This window comes from uncultured Microscilla sp., assembly GCF_947493425.1.
Classification (GTDB): Bacteria; Bacteroidota; Bacteroidia; order Cytophagales; family Microscillaceae; genus Microscilla.
Genome location: NZ_CANLRP010000001.1, coordinates 13,153 through 34,225, shown reverse-complemented (window position 1 = coordinate 34,225; position 21,073 = coordinate 13,153). Strand labels below are relative to the sequence as shown.

General features: G+C 39.9%; 19 protein-coding genes. 11 read left to right on the top strand and 8 right to left on the bottom strand.

The window, feature by feature from the left end; all coding sequences use genetic code 11:
- Positions 1–77 precede the first annotated feature (77 nt).
- A complete protein-coding gene (locus Q0954_RS00145; protein WP_299452099.1) occupies positions 78–1,415 on the bottom strand; it encodes a hypothetical protein in 1,338 nt (445 codons plus the stop codon).
- A 798-nt stretch (positions 1,416–2,213) separates the two neighbouring features.
- On the opposite strand from Q0954_RS00145, the gene Q0954_RS00140 reads away from it, so the two are divergent.
- Positions 2,214–3,374, top strand: coding sequence for a hypothetical protein (locus Q0954_RS00140; RefSeq protein WP_299452096.1), 1,161 nt, complete (start codon positions 2,214–2,216; stop codon positions 3,372–3,374).
- On the opposite strand, the gene Q0954_RS00135 is transcribed toward Q0954_RS00140, so the two are convergent.
- Entirely contained in the window at positions 3,336–3,908 is a 573-nt protein-coding gene (locus Q0954_RS00135; protein WP_299452094.1) for a helix-turn-helix transcriptional regulator, read from the bottom strand. The two genes, Q0954_RS00140 and Q0954_RS00135, sit on opposite strands and share 39 nt — an antisense overlap.
- 59 nt (positions 3,909–3,967) lie before the next feature.
- Between Q0954_RS00135 and Q0954_RS00130 the strand changes: the two genes are divergently transcribed.
- Genes Q0954_RS00130 through Q0954_RS00120 form a run of 3 tightly spaced genes read left to right on the top strand, consistent with a single transcriptional unit; the run spans position 3,968 to position 5,509 of the window.
- Positions 3,968–4,459 carry a KilA-N domain-containing protein gene (locus Q0954_RS00130; protein WP_299452092.1) on the top strand — a complete coding sequence of 164 codons (492 nt, stop codon included), beginning with the start codon at positions 3,968–3,970 and terminating at the stop codon, positions 4,457–4,459.
- Positions 4,460–4,476: 17 nt separating this feature from the next.
- Complete coding sequence (locus Q0954_RS00125; protein ID WP_299452090.1) at positions 4,477–4,974, top strand: hypothetical protein; 498 nt, start codon at positions 4,477–4,479, stop codon at positions 4,972–4,974.
- Between the two features lie 19 nt (positions 4,975–4,993).
- Positions 4,994–5,509, top strand: coding sequence for a hypothetical protein (locus Q0954_RS00120; protein WP_299452088.1), 516 nt, complete (start codon positions 4,994–4,996; stop codon positions 5,507–5,509).
- Between the two features lie 136 nt (positions 5,510–5,645).
- Here Q0954_RS00120 and Q0954_RS00115 read toward each other — a convergent pair whose 3' ends face one another.
- A complete protein-coding gene (locus Q0954_RS00115; protein ID WP_299452085.1) occupies positions 5,646–8,192 on the bottom strand; it encodes a C10 family peptidase in 2,547 nt (848 codons plus the stop codon).
- 1,184 nt (positions 8,193–9,376) lie between these two features.
- Here Q0954_RS00115 and Q0954_RS00110 point away from each other — a divergent pair.
- Positions 9,377–9,637: a GlsB/YeaQ/YmgE family stress response membrane protein gene (locus tag Q0954_RS00110; protein ID WP_299452083.1), complete on the top strand. Its 261-nt coding sequence runs from the start codon at positions 9,377–9,379 to the stop codon at positions 9,635–9,637.
- Positions 9,638–9,774: 137 nt separating this feature from the next.
- Here the strand turns inward: Q0954_RS00110 and Q0954_RS00105 are convergent, their stop codons facing one another.
- The gene (locus tag Q0954_RS00105) at positions 9,775–10,899 is read right to left on the bottom strand and encodes a 5-(carboxyamino)imidazole ribonucleotide synthase (RefSeq protein WP_299452080.1); all 1,125 of its coding nucleotides are present in this window, start codon (positions 10,897–10,899) and stop codon (positions 9,775–9,777) included.
- Between the two features lie 234 nt (positions 10,900–11,133).
- Between Q0954_RS00105 and Q0954_RS00100 the strand changes: the two genes are divergently transcribed.
- Positions 11,134–12,852, top strand: a complete 1,719-nt coding sequence (locus Q0954_RS00100) for a D-Ala-D-Ala carboxypeptidase family metallohydrolase (protein ID WP_299452078.1) — start codon at positions 11,134–11,136, stop codon at positions 12,850–12,852.
- A 23-nt stretch (positions 12,853–12,875) separates the two neighbouring features.
- Positions 12,876–13,658 carry a hypothetical protein gene (locus Q0954_RS00095; protein ID WP_299452076.1) on the top strand — a complete coding sequence of 261 codons (783 nt, stop codon included), beginning with the start codon at positions 12,876–12,878 and terminating at the stop codon, positions 13,656–13,658.
- 67 nt (positions 13,659–13,725) lie between these two features.
- On the opposite strand, the gene Q0954_RS00090 is transcribed toward Q0954_RS00095, so the two are convergent.
- Entirely contained in the window at positions 13,726–14,157 is a 432-nt protein-coding gene (locus Q0954_RS00090) for a hypothetical protein (protein ID WP_299452073.1), read from the bottom strand.
- Positions 14,158–15,036: 879 nt separating this feature from the next.
- On the opposite strand from Q0954_RS00090, the gene Q0954_RS00085 reads away from it, so the two are divergent.
- From Q0954_RS00085 to Q0954_RS00070, 4 genes are all read left to right on the top strand, one after another.
- Positions 15,037–16,011, top strand: a complete 975-nt coding sequence (locus Q0954_RS00085) for an ADP-ribosylglycohydrolase family protein (RefSeq protein ID WP_299452070.1) — start codon at positions 15,037–15,039, stop codon at positions 16,009–16,011.
- Positions 16,012–16,050: 39 nt separating this feature from the next.
- Entirely contained in the window at positions 16,051–16,614 is a 564-nt protein-coding gene (locus Q0954_RS00080) for a hypothetical protein (protein WP_299452069.1), read from the top strand.
- Positions 16,615–16,721: 107 nt separating this feature from the next.
- Positions 16,722–17,297 (top strand): hypothetical protein, encoded by a 576-nt coding sequence (locus Q0954_RS00075; RefSeq protein ID WP_299452066.1) that lies wholly within the window; start codon positions 16,722–16,724, stop codon positions 17,295–17,297.
- An 11-nt stretch (positions 17,298–17,308) separates the two neighbouring features.
- The gene (locus Q0954_RS00070; RefSeq protein WP_299452064.1) at positions 17,309–17,854 is read left to right on the top strand and encodes a hypothetical protein; all 546 of its coding nucleotides are present in this window, start codon (positions 17,309–17,311) and stop codon (positions 17,852–17,854) included.
- 443 nt (positions 17,855–18,297) lie between these two features.
- Here the strand turns inward: Q0954_RS00070 and Q0954_RS00065 are convergent, their stop codons facing one another.
- The 3 genes from Q0954_RS00065 to Q0954_RS00055 form a co-directional block, all read right to left on the bottom strand.
- Positions 18,298–19,626 carry an aspartate kinase gene (locus Q0954_RS00065; RefSeq protein WP_299452061.1) on the bottom strand — a complete coding sequence of 443 codons (1,329 nt, stop codon included), beginning with the start codon at positions 19,624–19,626 and terminating at the stop codon, positions 18,298–18,300.
- 79 nt (positions 19,627–19,705) lie between these two features.
- Complete coding sequence (gene ribH, locus Q0954_RS00060) at positions 19,706–20,182, bottom strand: 6,7-dimethyl-8-ribityllumazine synthase (RefSeq protein ID WP_299452059.1); 477 nt, start codon at positions 20,180–20,182, stop codon at positions 19,706–19,708.
- A 107-nt stretch (positions 20,183–20,289) separates the two neighbouring features.
- Positions 20,290–21,057 (bottom strand): tetratricopeptide repeat protein, encoded by a 768-nt coding sequence (locus tag Q0954_RS00055; RefSeq protein ID WP_299452058.1) that lies wholly within the window; start codon positions 21,055–21,057, stop codon positions 20,290–20,292.
- Positions 21,058–21,073: the final 16 nt, after the last annotated feature.

The window sequence follows — 21,073 nt, the reverse complement described above, 5'->3', positions numbered from 1 at the left end:
AGGTATTGAAAACCTGGCAGGTATAAAAAGCTGCGTAGTTTAACCGCACTAAAATAATTTGAATTATTCGCAATTACCTACTTTATCTCCAGTATAATCAAGTCAAAGTCTTTGTAGTTGGCTTTTTTGAGCCCTACCATAAACTCCCCCTTTTTCAAACGCGTTTGCTGTGGCTTCAACATAGCATTGCCAGGTGCTACCAAGGTCATTTCTTCGTTATGCGCCAGCTTGTCTTTATCGTTAAACCAACGCACATCTACCTTTAGGCTTTTGATGGTGAGCGTTCCTGTATTTTTCACTTCAAGTATAAAATCATGCGAAAACTTATCGCTGTTGGGTATCATAGTTTCTTCGCGTTGCCTTACCTCTATATTGATACCCACCGGGGGTGATTGCTCCCACTGCAAAGGCACCAGTTTGGCAGGTTCGTATTTGCCTTCCGGCGACGTTTTAGAAATTTTCACCACGCTTAGCAAGGCATCTTTAAAATGAGGAGGAAAGGTTTGTTGTCTGAATATCTTGGCAAAAGGAATGTAATCGTTGGGGCGTATAGGCACATCTTTGTCTGCGTTTAACACTTCAAAGTCTTTCTCAAACTTTACCTCCCCGTTGCGGTCAACCAGCTTTAAGCGCAGGGTAAGCTGCGACACCTCAAACACCTCGCTTTTAATGCTTCCCCTGAGTTGATACAACATTTCATAGTCGCCCCGACGATACAATGAGCTCTCTAGGTCGAGCGCCAACCCCGTGGCATTGTCATTACCATTGTGCAACACCACAGGCAAATCAATCACATTGCGGTTATCCGGAGTTTTTACAATCACAGGCTCGGTGTTTTTGGGCTTGGGGCGAGGTGGGGTGGCATGCACAGGCAATTTATTCATTGGCAACTTATTGCGGCTCATGTCCCATATAATATACCCCGACACCCCCAAAGTAGTAAGCAACACCAGAGCGATCAACACGATGCTTTGTTTGCTGGTTTTGGGTGTTTTTTGTTTTTCGAGGCGACTAATCAAACGCAAAGCCGCATCGTGGGCATAGTCTGCCTGTACACAACGGCGCGCGTATACTTCGGCTTGTTTCATGTCAGTTTTTTTGCCCTTCTTGCGGTTGCGTTGCCAATAGGCCACTGCCAGGTGATAGAGCGCATCGGCGTGGGCAGGGTTAATTTTTACGGCCAACTGTAGCTCTTTTATGGCGTTGTGCCAGCTTTTGTATTGCACAAAACTTTTACCACGGGCAAGCGACGCATCAAACGTGCCTTGTATATGTTGCCAATCATTTTCACTCAATCCCAGGTTTTCGGCAATCCGTTTCAGCTCTTCGGTTTGCAAAGGAGCTTCGGCGCGTTCTTGCTGAATTTTGAGAATCTGACGCACATAGTTCTGTAATATTTGGTCAAAATCGCTCATCCATCTTCAATTTTAAACGAAAGGGAAAATACAAGACTATAACAGAAAAAGCAAACATTTGGTTTATTGTCTAAGGCCTCGCACTGCTTGGCTAACGCCCCTGCTGCCCATATATTTTAGGTGGGGCAGCTACCAGTATACCTCCCCGCCATCACACCGTTTTTTTATTGCAACGCCTCAAATACACTTGTAAAAAACTCTTCCATGTTTAAGAAGTGGATACCCTGACAAGGTTCCAGGGACTAGGTGCAAGGCTCTAGGTACACCCTGCTCCATAGGCAACTAACAAATTCATAGTATACTTATTTTCAGCGGCTTATGAACTTGTTAGTTAAAAGGTCATTTTTCGGTGTCAAAAGCATCGTACGTAAGGGGTGTTTTAATTTAACTAACTATCATTTTTTTTGTAATATTCATTGAAGTCTGCCATAACTGCTGCATTGGTACTAGTAGTAGTTTTTGGGGGCAGATTGCTACCATTCTCACAGCAACCACCTTTTATTGATTGCATTTGCTTTTTATTCAATAACTTCGACTTGGCAATAGAAAAAAATAAGTTATTTTTGGGTTAAGCATAATAATTAAAATTTAAGAATTGCTACCCGAATAAGCTAAAACATTATTCAAATAAAATGTGATCAAAGACATTATCAACTAAATTACATTACAAAGCTTTAATTTAAAATGAGAATTAAATTTTTAACCTTAGCTCTGCTCCTTGCCACAACTTTTGTAGCTCTGGCTCAAAAAGGCGTACAAACTAACTTTAACAACTTGTACCGGAAAGCCTATTTTCTTATGCAAAAAGACATTGATAGTGCGAAAATAGTTGCTTTCAAGTCTACTACTTTAGCAAGTAACAATAAAGAAAAAAGAAAAGCGAGCTTTCTGCTAGGGTATATATATGGGTTAAATAAAGAATATAACAAAAGTAATAAATTTTATACATCATCCATTGCTATTTCTCCACTTGATAAAGCTTGGAAACTGTATGTACAAGCTAATATTGCCCATAACTATTTGAGATTAAATCAACCAGTAAAAGCTATAGCATTGGGGCAAGAGGTGGTTAAAAGCCAACTAAACTCTAAGTATTCATATAATACATATACAGTGATAGGCAAGGCTTATGCGAAACGTAATAAATTAGACTCTGCCCAATACTACCTTGGTAAAGCGTATGATAAGATAATGGCAGTAAAGAATAACAAAAAACTTAAAGCCAATCACTTTTTTACTATTGCAAAAACAAACGAGATGTTTGGTCGGTATAATGCTGCTGTGCTCTATTATAAAAAATCACAAAAACTTAGAAATAAAAATGAAGATAGATGTAATGTTTCACTGTATATGGCTCAATGTTATCTCAAGAAAGGAGACCTCGAGTCAGCAAATCAGTACTTAAATGTAGCTGACAGTAATTTATACAATCAGGTCTTATTATTACACGCTAAAGGCTTGTTACTTTTTAGACAAAAAAAGCTACCTCAACTTAGCTTGGTATGTCAAAAAGTAAATGATTTGCTCGATAGCAACTTAAGGGAGATTATAAAAGAAGATCACGACTTGTACCTAGAGTCAAGAAAAGCATTACTCCATAAAAAAGACTTATTACAAGCCGAACTTGATCAAAAAGCTATTTTGGCAAAACAACAGTTACAAACAGTGGCTACTCTAAGGTTGGCGGGTTTTCTATCGATGGTGTTTTTATTAATTATTCTGTTCGTTGTTTTTAAAAGGTATAAAAACCAAACAAAAAAACTAGCACAATTGCACTTGTCAAGTTCAGAGAATATGGATCAAAATACCGCTAAAATAAGAAGTTTGAAAGTGATTCATACTACCCAAAAGGATGACACTTTAGAGCAGGGGGATGACCTTACTGAAGATGAAAAAGCCAAACAGGTTTGTGACTGGATATTAAGCAATGCCACTTTTACCCTCCGGCGAGACACCTGAGCCTCCCTTTTCTGTATTGTCATATATTTTTGCCAAGGTTTTCTTGTACTCATCTCGCTCTTCCTTTATAGTTGATATATCTTCCAAGAGCCTTTCAATATAGTCGGAGAGGTGGGCAAGCGTTCTATTTTTAGTATTTTCACACCCCTGCTCACTACTACTTTGTTCCAATATCATCTCCCCCAAGCCCAGAAGTATATAGTTGGGAGATACATCAAACTTATTATACAAAGCTATGAGTGTATGAGAATCTATCTTTCTGGTAAGGTTTTCTATTTTTGTTATAGTACCCTTAGAAAGGTTAAGCTCCCTTTCCAGTTCTTTTTGCCCCAGTCCTAAGCTTTTCCTTGCAGACGTTATTCTTTTAGCTACTTCTTCTAACATACCTTCATTACTTTTTTCAGCCAAAAACAACTGATTTATAAAAATAAAAACCTTTTTAGTATTTTTAAATCTAAAACAGTATATATTTGTACCAAACTCATCTAAAAATATACACTTAACACAAATATAGCAATGATTAACAAAAATCATATCTCTGCAATTAATGATGTCCTACACATCTATTTATCAAAAAAATAAAAATACTATCGATGAACAACCAACTACAAAAAACCTTCTTGGGGAAAGAAATAGTGTTTACACCCGACGGCTGGATAAACGCTACTCAAACCATAAAAGTAATGAAAGCTAAAAGGCTGGATAACTTCATCAAGTCGAAGTATTTTACCGAATATGTAAAAGCTTTTTGTAAATACCACCAATTGGACTACAGCGATGTAGTAAAAACCTTTAAAGGTAACTTTTCAAAAAGTGATCACTCAAAAACAGGGATCACTCAAGGCACCTACTTCCATCCTGATTTGGTGGTATTGTTTGCCCGATGGATAAATCCTGATTTTGCGGTTTGGTGCGACACCATTATCAAACAAATACTCACAGGTGACCTTGAGGTACGTTATAAAGTGCTCCGGAAAGATTATGACCAACTAGAAGACAAACATGATAAATTATTTGAAGAGTTGAGGCTTTACCAAAGGCCTGATGAAAACAATCAAACCAACGACAAACCTTTCAATGTTTAAACCACTACACTACCCTTATGCAAAACCCTAAAACCAACACTACTACTGCCATACAGCAAGTAATTGAAACCTTTGGCAGCGAAGCCGAACTATTAGAAATGTTTGACAACTTGTTGCATAGAATGATGTTGGCTTATAATGGTAGCCCACAACCCAATTATTTTTTGGTGGGCGATTATGATTTTTTACACCAACTGAAGCAAGCCATCAAACAAGACCTGCAAAACGCCAGGCTTCATTATAAGGCATTGCCTCAAGAAGATCATTCGCACCTGCGCCCCCTGGCAAGACCTAAACAAATAACCAGTATTGAACAAGCTATAGCCATTGCCGAAGCCCAAGGAATTACCGACTTTAGAGCTATAAAGCTCCACAACGAATATGCGTTGTTTACCAATTGGACCCAAGCAGACGTACAGGCATACCAAGAATCGATGGGTAAACTATGGGGTAACTTCTCTGACGAAGGCGTTTTTATCATTCGTTTTTTGCACTTGATGCAAGACAATCAATAGCACTTATAATGTGATAACAATGAAAAACAAAGTAAATAAAAAAGCTCAACCCACCACTACAGCTATACAGCAGTTAGCCGAAAACTTTGCCAGCTTGGATCACATCCTGCAACGACTTGATGACCTGCTACATAGACTCACGTGGGCTTATGCGGGCAAGCCACCAAAGTATGCTTTTATGGTGTACGATGTAGACCTGGTCAAAAGGCTCAAGGCTGCCATCCAAACCGATTTGCAAAAGGTGTATACCGGGGTAAACTATAACCCACCTCCACTGCTACCGCCCGAACCCAACGACTATAATGTAGCTCCTTCGCTTTTGCGCCCTGCCATTACGGGCAAAGCCAAAGCTGATAGAATAGCCAAAACAAGGGGTATAACCAAATACAGGGTAATGCTTGAAAACGGCAAGGCAGTATTGGTGCTTGATTGGACAAAACAAGACTTTGACAATTATTACAAATCGGGGGGTAAGCTTTGGGGCTGCCACGACAAAAATGGGCTTTTTGTAGCGCGCTTGCTACACCTTATGTAAACCATAGTTGCTTTGGCTGATGTAAACCCAAAGACTAACAACAGTAAAAAACAAAAAGGGCACGTTCAGAACGTGCCCTTTTTGTTTGGTATATCGTCACTTGAGCTTTTAAAACCCAGTGTTTAATGAAAGCTTATTACTTCACTACCATTGTTTTAGTAAATACTTTACCAGCTACTGCCAAACGGTAAATGTAAATACCTTTTTGCAAGCCAGTGGTGTTCAACTGTACACGGTGTGCGCCAGCCTCTAAAGCCTGGTTCAACACAGTAGTTACTACTTTACCTGACAAGTTCAACACGTCTACCTTTACTTTACCAGCTTCGGCCAACTCAAAACCGATTTGAGTGCTGTACTGAGCAGGGTTAGGGAAGTTTTGCTTCAAAGTAGTTACGGTAGTAGGAGCAGTCAAACGTTGGTCAGAACCATTGTTTACACCTACCAATTCGATGTTATCAACCCAGGCAGCATCGTCGCCCGAAGATACAGAGTAGTCTTTGTTGTAGGTCCAGGTAAGGGTGTGCTCACCAGCAGCCACGCTAAAGTTTACACGGCTCCAGTCTACATTGCCACTCCATTTTTCTTGCAATTGACCATCTACATAAAACTCTAAGAAATCGTAGTTGCCTTCAGAAGAAACCTTTCTGTCAAAGAATACCGCACCATTTTCGCCAAAAGTTTTGGTGATTGACATGCTCACTTTTTCATTGTGTGTAATGGTTTGCGATTTGGCAGCATAACCAGTAGCTACTTGAGTTACTTCCCATTTGAAGTCATTGTTGGTACCACTAAAAGAGAAAGCCTCTTGGCTAAAATCAGTAGTTTCAAAGTCAATGGCTGTTTTTGGAGCTGGGTTAGTTTGTGGGTTAATCAACTCGATGTTGTCTAAGTAAGCAGCATCGTCACCTCTTTTCTGAGAACCGTCTTTGGTATAAGCCCAGGTCAAGGTATGCTCACCCGCAGGTACAGCAAAACTAATGCTTGTCCAGTTGATATCGCCACTCCATTTACCTTGCTCTTCTCCGTCGATAAAGAATCGTAAGAAGTCGTAGCTTCTTTCAGAAGAAACCTTAAAGTTGAACGCTACCGCAGCACCTTCGTTGAAAGTTTCAGTAATAGCTACTTCAGTACTTTGGTTATCGGCAATAGTCAAAGATTTTACTCCATAACCAGCCATTGATACCGCTTGGGTAAGTTCCCATTGTTTATCGTCGGTAAAAGAGAAAGCAGCTTGGGTAAAGTCGTTGGTTTCAAAATCAACCATTTTAGAGGTAGCCTTGATCCAGATACTAAATGTTTGCTCTACAGACTCTTTGCCATCGTTGGCAACAATTACTACCTGAGCAGCACCTGCCTGACCAGCATCAGGAGTACCACGTAATACATACTGTCCGTTTTCTTTGGCAAGAGTTAACCAAGCCGGAGCCGAAGTCAATTCAAGTGTTACATCGTCACCGTCTGCGTCCATTACAGTTACATTATAAACAAAAGTTTGGTTGGCAGCAATACTTGCGGCAGGAGCAGAAGTAAACTCAGGAGCAGCATTTACCGGCTTGATACCAATGATAGCCGCATTGCTTTCTACCCAGTTGTGGTCGCCACCGTGTGTAATCATCTCGGTTAGGTAAAAATAACCGTTAGAGCGTCCAGCCCATCCCCAGTTAATATGAAAATAGTCGCCTTCGTTGGTTACCTCGTAGCCATCCAAAGCAAACAAGTGACCCGCATTGGTAGTTAAGGTGCTTCTTGCCGAATACAATACAGGACGTCCTTCTGAAAGCTCTTCTTTCATTTTATTTCCCCACTCCTCAGCAGAGTAACGGCTCTTGTAGATCATATTAATGCCACGGTCGTAACGGAAATAGTTTTTTAGGGCAGTTACTACGTCTCTAGAATATGCTCCAGAAGACTCTCCGCTATAATTCATTCTTACCGAAACTCCACAGTGGTACAACAACTGTGCGTTGTGCTCGTCAGCGGTTGACTTTGACATAGCCGACCAGTTGTAAATAGTGTTACCAAAATCAGCCGACAATTCACCATACGTATTATGGTTATAAGTTCTTGAACCTTGTCCTTGGCGTGGGTGCTCCCAAAATCTCATTACTTGGCCCATAGCAGTAGCCACACAACCAACCAAAGCACGTCCGGCAGGTCCTTTTTCGTCTTCTGGACACTGAGCGTTCCAGCCACGTCCCTGGCTATACAAGATGTCAGGCATCATAGGCTCTACCTCGGTTTTTATACGCTTAGACTCGTTGCGAGTCAAACGGCTCCAGGCAGCTTTGTAAGAAGTTCTTCTGGTTTTTTGTTGGGTTTTTACCAGGTCGTATACATAAATCTTGTAGTTTTTCATCCAGTTCTGAATCACCGGATTTTGGAAAGAATTGTCCAAAGGATTCGTTTCTGAATAGCCCAATACAGGCTTGGCTTTATCATCAGCAGATACAATCACATAACCACCTTCGTTGTAAGACACAAGGTAGTATACTGTCATACCTTTGTACACTACAGCTTCACAGCTTTTTACTGTTTTTTGTGCTCCTGTAGTTCTTTGGTTTCCGTTTTGGCTAGAAAGCCAGTTGAGTGCAACACTAACTGCTGTCGACTTTTGGATAGGGTCAGCAGCAAGGTTTCCTATGAGCAATAAGCTCATAAAAAGAGTAGTAAATAATCGCTTCATTCTAAGAGTGTTTTGTTTGTTAAGGGTTAATTAGTTTTAGCGCATTATTTTTCTGAAAAATAACAAGTAACAGTGTTTTGATAAAGCATCGTCTACATTCAACAAATAATCGTCAAGTACATTTTTTTAAGCCTGGCTATGCGAAGTCAATCCCTCGCTCAATGCTGCTTATAATTCCCTCAATTATTACTTGTCCATAGCTCGTCTTATAATCAATAGCTGGTGTTATATTTTCTAAAAAAATAACAGAATAGAATTAGTTAAATAAAATACCCGGCTTATACCGGAAAAGTAGTTTTGAAATGGTTTATCAACATATATACGCCTAAAACCCAAATCTTAATAAACTACAAATTTTTATTTCAAATTACTTCTTTTGCAAACTAAATTTAGTCAAAAAATAAAATATTCTTTATTCCGAATCGTTTTGCAAAGCTATTGAAAAAAGGAGCGTAGTCATACATTAAGAGGCTAAAATATTTACACTTTTTTAACAAAAACCCTCCGAAGTAGTAATTAATCTCAACTATTATAGTATCATTGACTCCATTACTGCAATAAACTACCTAATTAATCCAATTACAGAGTAAAAATTTTTATAGCGGATAAGTACAATTAATGTGTATTTTATCGAAAGCAAATAATCAGAAAAAGACAAGCGTTTTTACGTACCCTTTAGTTGCCTTAAACAGCTACTACCGAAGTCAATTCTGCAGTTTTGCCATCTGCCGGAATTATCGCCTGAATGCCTTGTTTATTTACTGATTTTTTGACGCTGGAGTATTGCATAAAATAGCGACTGATTTTACCTTGACAATGGGCTGTCAAAGTTTAGATGCAAAAACAATTGGGGCAACTCTTTGTTGTATTTTTAGGAGCAACAAAACAATGAACCAGAAGTGGGCACCAAACATCAATCAATGCGTTTGACCACACACCTACCCAAAATACTTCAATGCTGCTCGTTTTATCTCAAATAAGGGTTTTAAAAGCAAGATTTATAAGGGAAGGAAAAAAATTATAGCCAATACAATCAGCTGATTAACTAACAAATAATAACAATAAGAAGTATTAAATTACTTTTTGCTCTCGTATAGGCATTTTTTTTAGTAACTTAACAACTACCTGGTGTAAGTCAGGTAAATATTTACTATATCACAAACAAACTCTAAATTTATATAATTATGACAATCGCAAGTATTATAGTATGGATGCTATTAGGGGCACTTTCTGGATGGATCGCAAGTAAACTAATTGGTGGCATAGGCACCGGATTGCCAGGTACTATATTAATTGGTATAGCTGGTAGTTTTTTAGGAGGCTGGCTTGGTTCTGTACTCAAAATATCAGGAGCAACAGTTGGAGGTTTGAGCCTTCCCAGTATATTTACCGCAGTGGGTGGTGCTGTAGTCCTACTGTTTATTATTAAATCGCTGAGGCGTTAAATAAGACAACAAAATAACCAACTCTATCAATAAAAAAAGGCATACGCCACCAAAAGAAAAATATTTGGTGGCGTGCGCCTTTTGTAAGCAAAACCAGCGATAGTTTTGCCCCAACAACAAACCAGTTGGTTCAAGCGTTATTTACTCACTACTTTAATACTGCCCTTAATCAGGTCAATCTTTTCTTCGAGCCCTTGCAGCGTTTGATCAAGAATAGTCACGTGCCCCATTTTGCGCGAAGGTTTGGTCAGTTTTTTACCATACAAATGCAAATAAGCCCCCTTTACCCCCAAAGTTTCGTTTACACCCTCATAGTGCGCATTGCCAGTATGCCCGCTTGCCCCCAACACATTTACCATTGCTGCCAAACTTTGCGCACTGGTATCTCCCAAAGGTAAATTTAAAATAGCCCGCCACAGTTGCTCATATTGTGAGGTTCCATTGGCTTTGATAGTATGATGCCCGCTATTATGAGGTCGAGGAGCCACTTCATTTACTAAAATGTTGCCTTCTTTGGTCAAAAACAGTTCTATCGCCAGCAAACCTACCATATCTAGCTTAAGCATCACCTCTTTTGCCAACGCTTCAGCTTGGGCGACTTGTTCGGGAGTAATTTGGGCAGGCGCCAACAAGTAGTCTACCAAATTATGTTCAGGATGAAACACCAGCTCTACCACAGGGAAAGTGCGCATGTCTCCACTTTCGTTACGTGCTACAATGACCGAAATTTCCTTATCAATATCTACCAGTTTTTCGAGCAAGCTGGGCTTTTCAAAACCACGCTCAAAATCAGCCGGGCTGTTGAGTTTTTGAACTCCTCTGCCATCATACCCATCTTTGCCCAATTTCTGAAAAGCAGGCAAGAAGTCAGCATGGTCATTCAACTGCCCCTTATTGTCAATGAGCACAAACTCAGGCGAAGGAATTTGATGTTTTTGATAAAACTGCTTCTGCAAACGTTTGTCTTGAATAGTTCGAATGACCTGGGGTTGAGGGAAAACTTTTTTTCCTTCCTGATGCAGTTTCTCCAGTGCATCTACATTTACACTTTCTATCTCTATGGTAAGCACATCTACAGTTTGCCCAAACCGATACACCGTATCAAAATCAGTGAGCTTACCTACTTCAAACCTGTTGGCAAACAATTTACAGGGAGCGTTGGGGTCAGGGTCTAACACACTAATATCAAGGTCGAAATCAATGCCTGCCTGGATCAACATACGCCCCAGTTGGCCACCTCCTAATATACCTACTTTTTGCATTTTGTTAATTTAATGATTTGTACCTGTTTTTCAGGCTATATACAACGTGACAATTGGGGCAAATTTAGGCAAAAAACAGGGGATTCGCCCAAATTATCGCATAATAGCGCCCATATCAAACAAGAAAAAAACACATAAACTTAAACTCGAAAACTGATTTTTTTAGTAATAAAATACTAGATTGCTCGCCTAAGTAAAACAACAATACCTTTCGTTAAATACCTATAAGTAATTATGCCTGATCAAATAATGAAAACCCAAAATGTGGGTACAAACACACAAAATAAGTCTAAATCGCACACCGTGCACAACCAAACTATTCAAGCCAAACAAACTACTCATAAGGCTACTCGTGGAGCGGTAATACAGCGAAAAAACACGCCTTCTAAAACAGAAAAATGGACGTTTAGCCAATTCGAGAAAGCCTACAACACCCCGGTAGACCAAAGTGAACTCACCGCCGAAGAAAAAAAATACTTTGAGGAGTATGAAAAACGCGCCCAAGTATACCTCGATCGTGCTGGAAGCAAATGGGGTGGAAAAACCAAAATTACCGGAAGCATGTTTGCCAACGCTGCCCGCTGGAGCTACTTACACTATGGCAAAGACATAAGCAAGGTAGTACCAGTAGAGTTTGCCCTTGCCCAGGCTCAATTTGAGTCTCACCTGGGGATGACAGGACGAAGCGCGTCAAAAAACCCGTTTAACATTGGCGAATATAACAACAGCACTGCATCATTTGTGAGCAAAGTAAAAGATGGTGATATGGGAGTAGCCATGTATTATCACTTAATGGCAGAAGACTACCTCTCGGCGCGTACCTCAGACGAACTACTCGAAAACTTTGTCAATGAACGCGGAAGTCGCTACCAGGTAGACGATGGCGGAGTAAGCGACAAAAGCTATGAAGCCGATGTAAAAAAGCAAATGGGGTTTATTGGCAGGTATGCCGATAAAAACGGGGCTAAATTCACCACTACTACTCCTGACAAAGGAACCACCACTACAAAAAAAACCACTAGCAATCCAGTAGAAACTGTCTATAAAAAATATAGCAGCGGCAAAATAGATATGATTGCCTTGGGCACAGCCCTGGTACCATTGGCAAAGTCGCATGCCTCGCACATACTACAGGTGTTTGATAAAATGCCTTGGCTGCACCGCGATAACCTGGCGTATGTAATGACCAACCACGGAGGCAGTGCGTTGGCGTCGTTTGATAAAAAAGTATTGCAACGAATAAGCGATGAGTTAGGCGCTGTTCCCTGGATTAGCCGTACCTATGCAGCCACCCAAATACAAAAGAAAAAGGTAGATGCGTTGTTAGACGGACAAAAAAAGCAGGCTTCTCTTAAGAAAGGAATTGTAACAGCAAGTTCACTGAATGTACGCAAGGGGGCAGGAGCCAATTTTGGAAAAAATGGTCAAGCGATCAAAAATGGCTCGCAAATTACCATATTAGAAACCAAAAACGGGTGGCACCGCATTGGCGACCACCGCTGGGTATCGGCCAAGTATGTGTCATTGGTAAAAACCGAAGAAAAAGACAAGAAAACCAAAGGTAAAAACAGTGTGCCTACTTCTACCAACTTCAAGGCATCAGAGTTTGATTGTAATGATGGCACTGCAGTACCTCCTGAGTATTACCCCAATGTACAAAACCTTATGAAACAACTGGAAATATTACGCAGCGAAATGGGGGCAGGCATTACCATTAATTCCTCTTATCGCACCCCAAGCCATAACAAGGCAGTAGGGGGCAAAGCAAATAGCCAGCATTTGTATGCTAAAGCTGCCGATATAGTCGTTAAAGGATATACTCCTAAACAAGTACACGCCAAAATAGAAGCGTTGACTAAAGCCGGAAAAATGACCCAAGGCGGGCTGGGGCTTTACAAAACATTTGTACATTATGACATTAGGGGTACTAAAGCCCGCTGGGACTTAAGTTAAAAAACCTAACCTAATCACAAGCTTTGAAAAATGTATTTATTTGGTTGATGGTGGGCAGTCTTTGGGGCTGCCACGGATCAACCACTACTCAACATCCACCTGTAGTCACTCCCAAAGACTCTGTTGCTTCTACTACCATAGTGGCTCCTTCGGCTCAAAAAGAGGTAAAACCTCCTGTAAAAACAATAGAAATTCCTTATGACGCTACTGCAGGTAAAAAAAGGGCGTTGTTGGCACAAGAAGCTTACGAAAACCCTCGCGACCAACGTACTTATGGAGCTGACCCCAAGGCAAAAGCCAAAGGTAAAAAGTTAGATTGTTCTTATTTTGTTCGAGAGGTAAACTCTACTGCCCAATCAGACAAAGCACGTAAGATCAAACAACAAAGAGGCTATTTACAACCCCATGAACTGGTAAAATACGATCAGTTTTTTACCCCAAAACGCTTGTATGCCAATAAACTAAAATCGATGAGCGGCAAGATGGCCGATGTGTTGCAAAAGCATGGGGCATACAGCACCAAAGTAAACGATATACGCCTGGGCGATTATGTATTTATAGGTAAGGGCAAAACCCGCAACATACAGAGTATTGGGCATGCAATGGTAGTAAGTAAAATAGATACCATCAATGGGCACCTCAGGTATTACTTTATTGATGCAGGTTATCGTGGGATTAAAAAAGTGAATGGAGTAATAAAAAGAGTAAAAAGAAGTGTACGCAGTGGGTATTATATTACCCACCGGGGTACGGTGTGGAGCGGTAAATATATCAGGTATTTTAAAGGCACTGGCCGCCCCAGGTAGAGGTTAACCATTGAAGGCAAGCCAAAAGGCTTGCCTTCAATGGTATTACTTTATTTATATTGGGAGCCTAACGGCGCTTCCTTATCTTACGTATTTTCAACATGTTTTTATCCAACTGCTCAACTCTATAGTCTAACCCGTTGCCTACCTTACTGGCAATATTGAGAATGGCTACACGATTTCTTTGTGTCCAGTGCCAGTTATATTTATCAAATGAAGGGCCACGGTTACTCCCATGCTTTCTCCATCTGTGCTTAAGAAGCTTCCCTCCTTTTTCGAAAGTAAGCCCTGTATACAACAAACGATTGGGTACTTTCTTCTGCTCTGCCACTTCATAAGGGCGGTATACTATTACTCCCTTGACAGACTCCGAAGGAGACATTACCCAATGTTGGTATAAATAGTTTTGGTTGACTCTTGTGTTGTTGTTACTGTTTAAGGTAGGGGATGTGAAGGTGAAGGCTGCTGTTACTAAAGTTAAAATAAATGTACTCATCATAGTCTTAATTTAAAATTTTGGTTGCCATAGTATGGTTGGTTGTAAGGTGTCTGGTTAATTGCTATTATTTAGAGCATGGTACGCTAAAAAGGGAGCATAAAGTTTTATTTTTTCATATAAATTTTATCCTATTTTCTTATACCAATCAAGAATAGGTAATATTACTAATCAACCATCAGGTAACATCCCTAATGCACCTTGGTATATTTGTATTATTTACAGATGAGTACCTGGTACTCTACCCTACTATTTTTCGCCCTGATTTGTGTCTCCACAAATCAAACCACCCACAACCCTAAAAAACAACTTATTTTAGGGTTTCGATCGGCTCCGTATAGCGGAATTTATCAATTGGTGAAGACACACAACCTTCGAGGACAAGCTCGGAACAGACGAAGTGAGGAGAGTATTTTTAAAAAACAGAAGCTACAGTTTTACTGTGCTGAGCTCAACGAAGGTAAAAGCTGGGTAGAGTAAGTACATGGAACAACTCTGTTATATCATACACTGTTACTGCCAAACAAATTCTAAACAATCGTACAACAAATTGCTTATTACATAGCCCAAGTGACTATTTTTTGTATTTTAGCTGCTTCAACAAAAGCCTTTCCTTCTTCTTGAATACTATCACTCAACCTAGTACTCAATTAAGGTTAATTTTAAGGATACACTTGGTCTTGGCTAAATACTAAGTATATGTAGTAAATTTTTTAGGGTGAAATGATCATGTCTATCAACAAAACCAGAAAGCTGTTTTTACCTAAATAATTGCCCAAAGTTTTTTTCATTTTGCTCAAATTACCTACCTTATTGCGTCAAGACAGGGGGCTGATATACAAAAATGCTTGCCTCCTTTGCTGTTTTTAAACAATCAAAAATATGGTTTCTGATATTAGTTTAGATCGTGTCAAGGGTTTTTTTATGGGCTTGGCAACAGGCGATGCACTGGGTATTCCGGCAGAGTTTCAAAGCAGACAAAAGCTGAGCGAAAACCCAGTAACAGGCATGCGTAAAGGAGGAATATATGGAAAATCTGCTGGAATATGGTCGACTGATGGTTCGCTGACATTTTGCGTAGCCGAAAGCTTGCTTACAGGGTTTAACTTACACGACATTGCCAAAAAGTTTGTAGATTGGCTGTATCATAACTACTGGACAGCCGATGGAGAAGTATTTGATGTGGGGGTGATTGTAGCCAAAGCAATCCAACGCATTAAGAATGGCACTGAGCTTTCCGAAGCTGGTGGCAACGATGAAATGGATAATGGCAATGGGGCACTCAACTATACCCTACCTTTGGGGTTTCATACCCGTACTTTGTCTATCAGCGAACGGTTTATATATATAGAACAACTCTCCTCATTGACCAATCGCCATTTGCGTTCTATAATTGGCGCATTTATCTTCTCTGAGATGGCCATATGGCTTATGCGAGGTGGTGATATTGACATTGCCAAGGCATACGCAGCCACGACTCAAACCCTGAACGACTTTATCAAAGAAAGAGAAAACCTTCAGCAAGAAGCTGCCTACTACCAACGGGTGCTGGATGGTAACCTTAAGCAACTCCCCGTAGAATCTATCTCTTCTACAGCGTATGTGGTAGACTCCATAGAGGCTTGTTTTTGGTGCCTGCTCAACACCAACAACTACCAAGAGGCAGTGCTCAAAACCGTTAACCTGGGGGAAGATGCCGACACAATTGGGGCAATGACTGGCGCATTGGCAGGGCTATACTATGGCTATGAAGCCATTCCAACCACCTGGAAAAGTCAGGTAGCTCGCAAAGATGATATTATTGCCTTGAGCGAGCAATTTTACCACAGTGTAGCAAGCCATACTTCAACCAATTAGATAATTCTAACGTTTTACTGAGAAACAATACTTACCATTATGAAAAAACTCAGTGTTATTTTACTCATTACCATATTTTGTGGAACAATGGGCTATGCCCAAAAACACGCAAAAACTCCATTAGACTTGCTCAAAACTATTCATAAACTTGCCAAAGAAAAAAAGTACAAAAAACTAAATAAATACCTTTATCAGGGAAAAATCACCAATGCGCCTATAAAAGAAATGGCTAATAAAACAATGGGGCAATTGATACTGGAAGGCATACAAGGTAAAAAAACAATCGGAGTAGCGGCTTACAATGCCCAAGGGCTCAATGCAATCATTACCAAACACGCTGAACGAATTGCGCCTATTTCTAAAAAATTGATTGATGAGTTGTTTGGAGAAGAAAATGATGGATTTGCCCAATTTGCTGATCTAAAGTACCTGGCAGATAACCGCCCAAATGATTTGTATATTTTTGACCATAAAGGGGTGCATATACTCATGGCAAAGCTAAAGAAAAAGAGGTTTGTTCTGGTCATTTGGGAAGGCTTGTCAAATATCATAGAAGACAATAAAAACAGTACAGAACCTAAAGTAGTAAATGGAGGGAAGTAACCGTTATACACAGTAAAGCCGTTTTGCTGGACAGGTATACACGCAACAAGGTTATTTTCGATACATCCATCTAATCAAAACAATTTATATTTATATAAAACTTATCAATGATGAAAAAGCTCAGTTTTTTAATGCTCATCTTGTTATTAGGCACTTCTACAACAATGGCACAACGCCGGGCAAAAACGCCTCTCAAACTACTCAAAATAGTATATAAACTTGCCGAAGCCAAAAAATATGACAAACTCAAAAAGTTTCTCTACAATGGCAAAGTATCCGAAGAGCACACAGGCATGACCGGTAAAACCCTGCGTGAATTACTTTTAAAAGGCATTCAAAAGGGAAGAGGTAGCGGCGATTTTTCTTATAATGCTCAAGGGCTCAAGCTTGTTATTGACAAATACTCAGATAGGATTGTACCCATTCCTCAAAAATTAAGAGAGCGCTTGTTCGAAAAAAACAGAGAATTTGCCCAGTTTCCTGACCTTAAAACCATTTCGGAACAACGCCCACAAGATATTTATATTTTTGACCATAAAGGAGCGCATATCCTGATGGCAAAAATAGGCAAAGGGTATCAATTGGTATTTTGGGAAGGGTTGAAGCGTATCACCAACAAAAACAGTGGCACAAGTGAGTCTAAAAAAAACTCAGTTAAAACAACAGATGGAGGTGAGAAATAACCATCATGAAAATGAAATATTACTATGTTGTTTTATTACTTGCATTTGTAGGTAGTACAGGTATAAAAGCCCAAAGCAAGGCAAAAACTCCAGCAAAACTACTCAAGAAGATTTATCAACTTGTGGAAACCCAACAGTTTGACAAGCTCAAAAACTACCTTTACCAAGGAAGTGTAAAACACTTATCAGACACACCCAAAGGTCAAGATCATACCATAGGTGATATGATTATAGAAGGAATCAAAAACAAAAAAGATCAACCCCATGATTTTGGCTATAACGCCCACAACCTTAAGTTGATCATAGACAAACACCTCGATAAAATTAAACCTATACCTCAGGATCTCAAAGAAAAAGGGTTTGGAGACAAAAACCGAGAGTTTGGACGCTTTCCAGACCTGTACGCCATTGCTAAGAAGCGCCCAAAGAATATTTACCTTTTTCAGCACAAGCAAGTGGCTATCATTATGGTAAAATTTAAAAAGAAAGGTGTCAAATTAGTTTTTTGGGAAAACCTTGGGGCAATTTCCAAGGCCAACGACTTAAGCCAAGACTAAGGAATGGTACCAAAATAAATACGCATTCTTAACCTCATCTTTTGTTGCTATACTTTGTTAAAAAATAGCCGAATAGCGATGCTATTAGCCGACCATCCCTCAAGCTCGCTCAATATCCACTGGATATTGCCGTACCTCGTCTAGCAACAAAATATTTTAGCGTTACTATAGAAATTTATTTTTACACCATTCCTAAGGAATGGTGAGAAATTAAATTACCATTCTTGAGGTAGAGGTTTTGTTTTGAGACGAGGCTATTTTTTGCGCCCATAGCAGCGCTACGGGTAATAAAAATAACGAAGTATCAAGGCGAAAAATCACCCCTCAGAGTGTAAATTTATTTTTGAACAATTCCTAAGAGCGAAAACAAACTTTGTTTGAGAGCAGGCATAAAAAAAGCTTCAGAAAGTAAATCCCTGAAGCTTTTTTTAGTTTGAATTATGCTATTTCAAAAACAAATTGTTATTCAACGCAGTCAAAAATGCTTCTTTGTCTTGAGTGTCTATCAATAACGAAATGTTGTGCGAACTGGCACCATAAGAAATCATGTGAACAGGAATGCCTTTTACTGCTTCGAATACCTCTACGGCAAGCCCTCCCCTATTGAAAGGAAAATAACCCACCACACACACAATGCTTTGGTTTTCGTCTACTTCTATAGTGGCTATTTTCTTGATTTCCTCAGTTATTTCGTGCAAAAAAGTGTCATCATCGATGGTAATAGATACTGCCACTTCTGAGGTGGTAATCATGTCAATAGGTGTTTTGTATTGCTCAAACACCTCAAATATTTTGCGTAAAAAACCATAAGCCAACAGCATTCGGCTCGACTTAATTTTGATTGCCACTATGCCATCTTTTGCTGCAACTGCCTTTACCTGTTCCTCTTCATCCGGAATATTTCTGATAATGGTTCCTTCTGCCTCTGGTTGCATGGTGTTTTTGAGTCGTACCGGAATATTGTATTTTTTTGCCGGATGAATGGTAGCTGGGTGTAAAATTTTTGCCCCAAAATAAGCCAACTCTGCGGCTTCTTCAAACGATAGCTCAGCTATAGGAAAAGTCTTTTCTACAATGCGGGGGTCATTGTTATGCATCCCGTCAATGTCTGTCCATATTTGTATTTCGGCAGCCCGCAATGCAGCCCCCAACAACGACGCGGTAAAATCACTGCCACCCCGCTTAAGGTTGTCTACTTCATTGTTGGCATTTTTGCATATATATCCTTGGGTAATAAATAGCGTATCTTGTGGGTATCGTGCGATTATTTCTTTGAGTTTTTGCTCAATCACGCCCAAACGAGGTTCGTTGTATTCGTCGATGCGCATAAAATCAAGCGCTGACAACAACACGGCTGGAACGTTGACTTCATTCAGGTAGTTTTGAAACAACTTGGTAGACAACAATTCGCCTTGTGCAAGTAATTCTCTTTCTTTTTTGAGCGTAAAACCAGCTCCTTCCATCTCTATGATGGTTTCTATAAAACCGAAATGCGCCGAAACAATTTGGAGCCCCTTCTGGTAAGTCTTGTCCTGTTTATACAACTCCTTGATAAAAGCTTCGTAGTGTTTTCGTAGCTGCTCAATTTCTTCCAGGGCTTCCTTATTTCGCCCGTAAGTCAAATGATTGGCAATATTTACCAAACTATTGGTTGTACCCGACAATGCCGAAAGTACCACTACTTGCTTATCTGAGTTATTAATCAACTGAGCAATGTGGCGCATGCGCTCCGGTTTTCCTACCGAAGTGCCTCCAAATTTAAGCACTTTCATTTCTGTGTGTTTTTATTTTAAAGGTTTGAAGTGTATTTGAGATTTACGGGGCAAATAGCCCCATAATTAAATTGCTGTTCTAAAACCCTAACATTTTGATGGCTGTAATTGCCGCTTCATCGCCTTTATTTCCGTGTTTGCCACCTGCCCGGTCTAAAGCCTGTTGCTGAGTATCAGGAGTAAGCACCCCAAAAATCACGGGTTTGCCGTACTTCAGCGATACATCGGTAATGCCAGTAGCCACCGCCTGAGAAATAAAGTCAAAATGTCGTGTTTCGCCCTGAATAATGCAGCCTATACATATCACCGCATCTATTTTAGGGTCTTGTGCCATCCACTGTGCTCCCAGGGTTAGCTCAAAGCTACCAGGTACAGTTTTTACCACAATATGATCGTCTTTAGCTCCTTCTTTAGTCAAAGTAGCTATTGCTCCGTCCAGCAATGCTCCTGTTACTTCTTCATTCCACTCTGCCACTACAATGGCAAAACGCTTATTGCTAATGTCACTCAAATTTTTTTGAGAGTATTCACTCAAGTTTTTTAAAGATGATGCCATGCTTATTATTTCTTAAATTCAGGAAAACAGATGTGTATATAAACAAAAAAAGGTTGAGAGGTAGATGATACCTTTCAACCTTTTTAAGGTAATAATTATATCTCTCCCTATTTTTTCTGAGCTAAAAGCTTGCCCTTGTATTTCTTGGCATTGTTTGCATCTGAGGCGTTTGGGTAATCCTTCAATAAACGCTCATAAGTAGCGATTGCTGCTTTGGGTTTATTTTGCAACTCATATACAAGTGCTAACTTCATTAGATAAGGAGGGGTAAAAAACTTATTTGGTTCATGATCTATAGCTTTTTTGTAGTTCAAAATAGCCTTGTCATACTGTTTCAACTCTTGGTAGGCATCAGCGACTAATGAATAGGCACGGGCTTGCACCAATAAATCTGAAGTACTGAACTCCTCTAGATAGTTGACTGCTTCTTGAAATTTGCCTTGCTTAAGGTAAGCTACGCCTGTATAAAAAGCCGCAAGGTTTCCGGCTTTGGTGCCAGAGTAGTCTTCGTTGATAGCCTTGGCACCAGGTCTGGTTCCAAAACCATTCACTACACGGTTCAAGGAGTCTATTTCATAATATCGTTGAGCAAAGAAGATTTCTTCTTGAGCTTTTCTTTCCTTTTCGCCTTGCAGGTAGTTCATTACAAGATAGCCAGCTACTGCTACAACCAATACACCGAGCACTATAGTAATGATACGTTGGTTTCTCTTGAGGAAAGTTTCTGTTCCTAGCAAGCGTTCCTGCAAAGTATCTGCACTTTCCAGGTTCTCAAATATTTGAGTAGTAGTGTCTCCTTCTTGTGTATGGAGCTCTTTTTTACCTTTGTTAGTAGAAGGTTTTCCTTTTCTGTTGGGTCTTTTATTTCCAGCCATTACTCAACACGTTTCT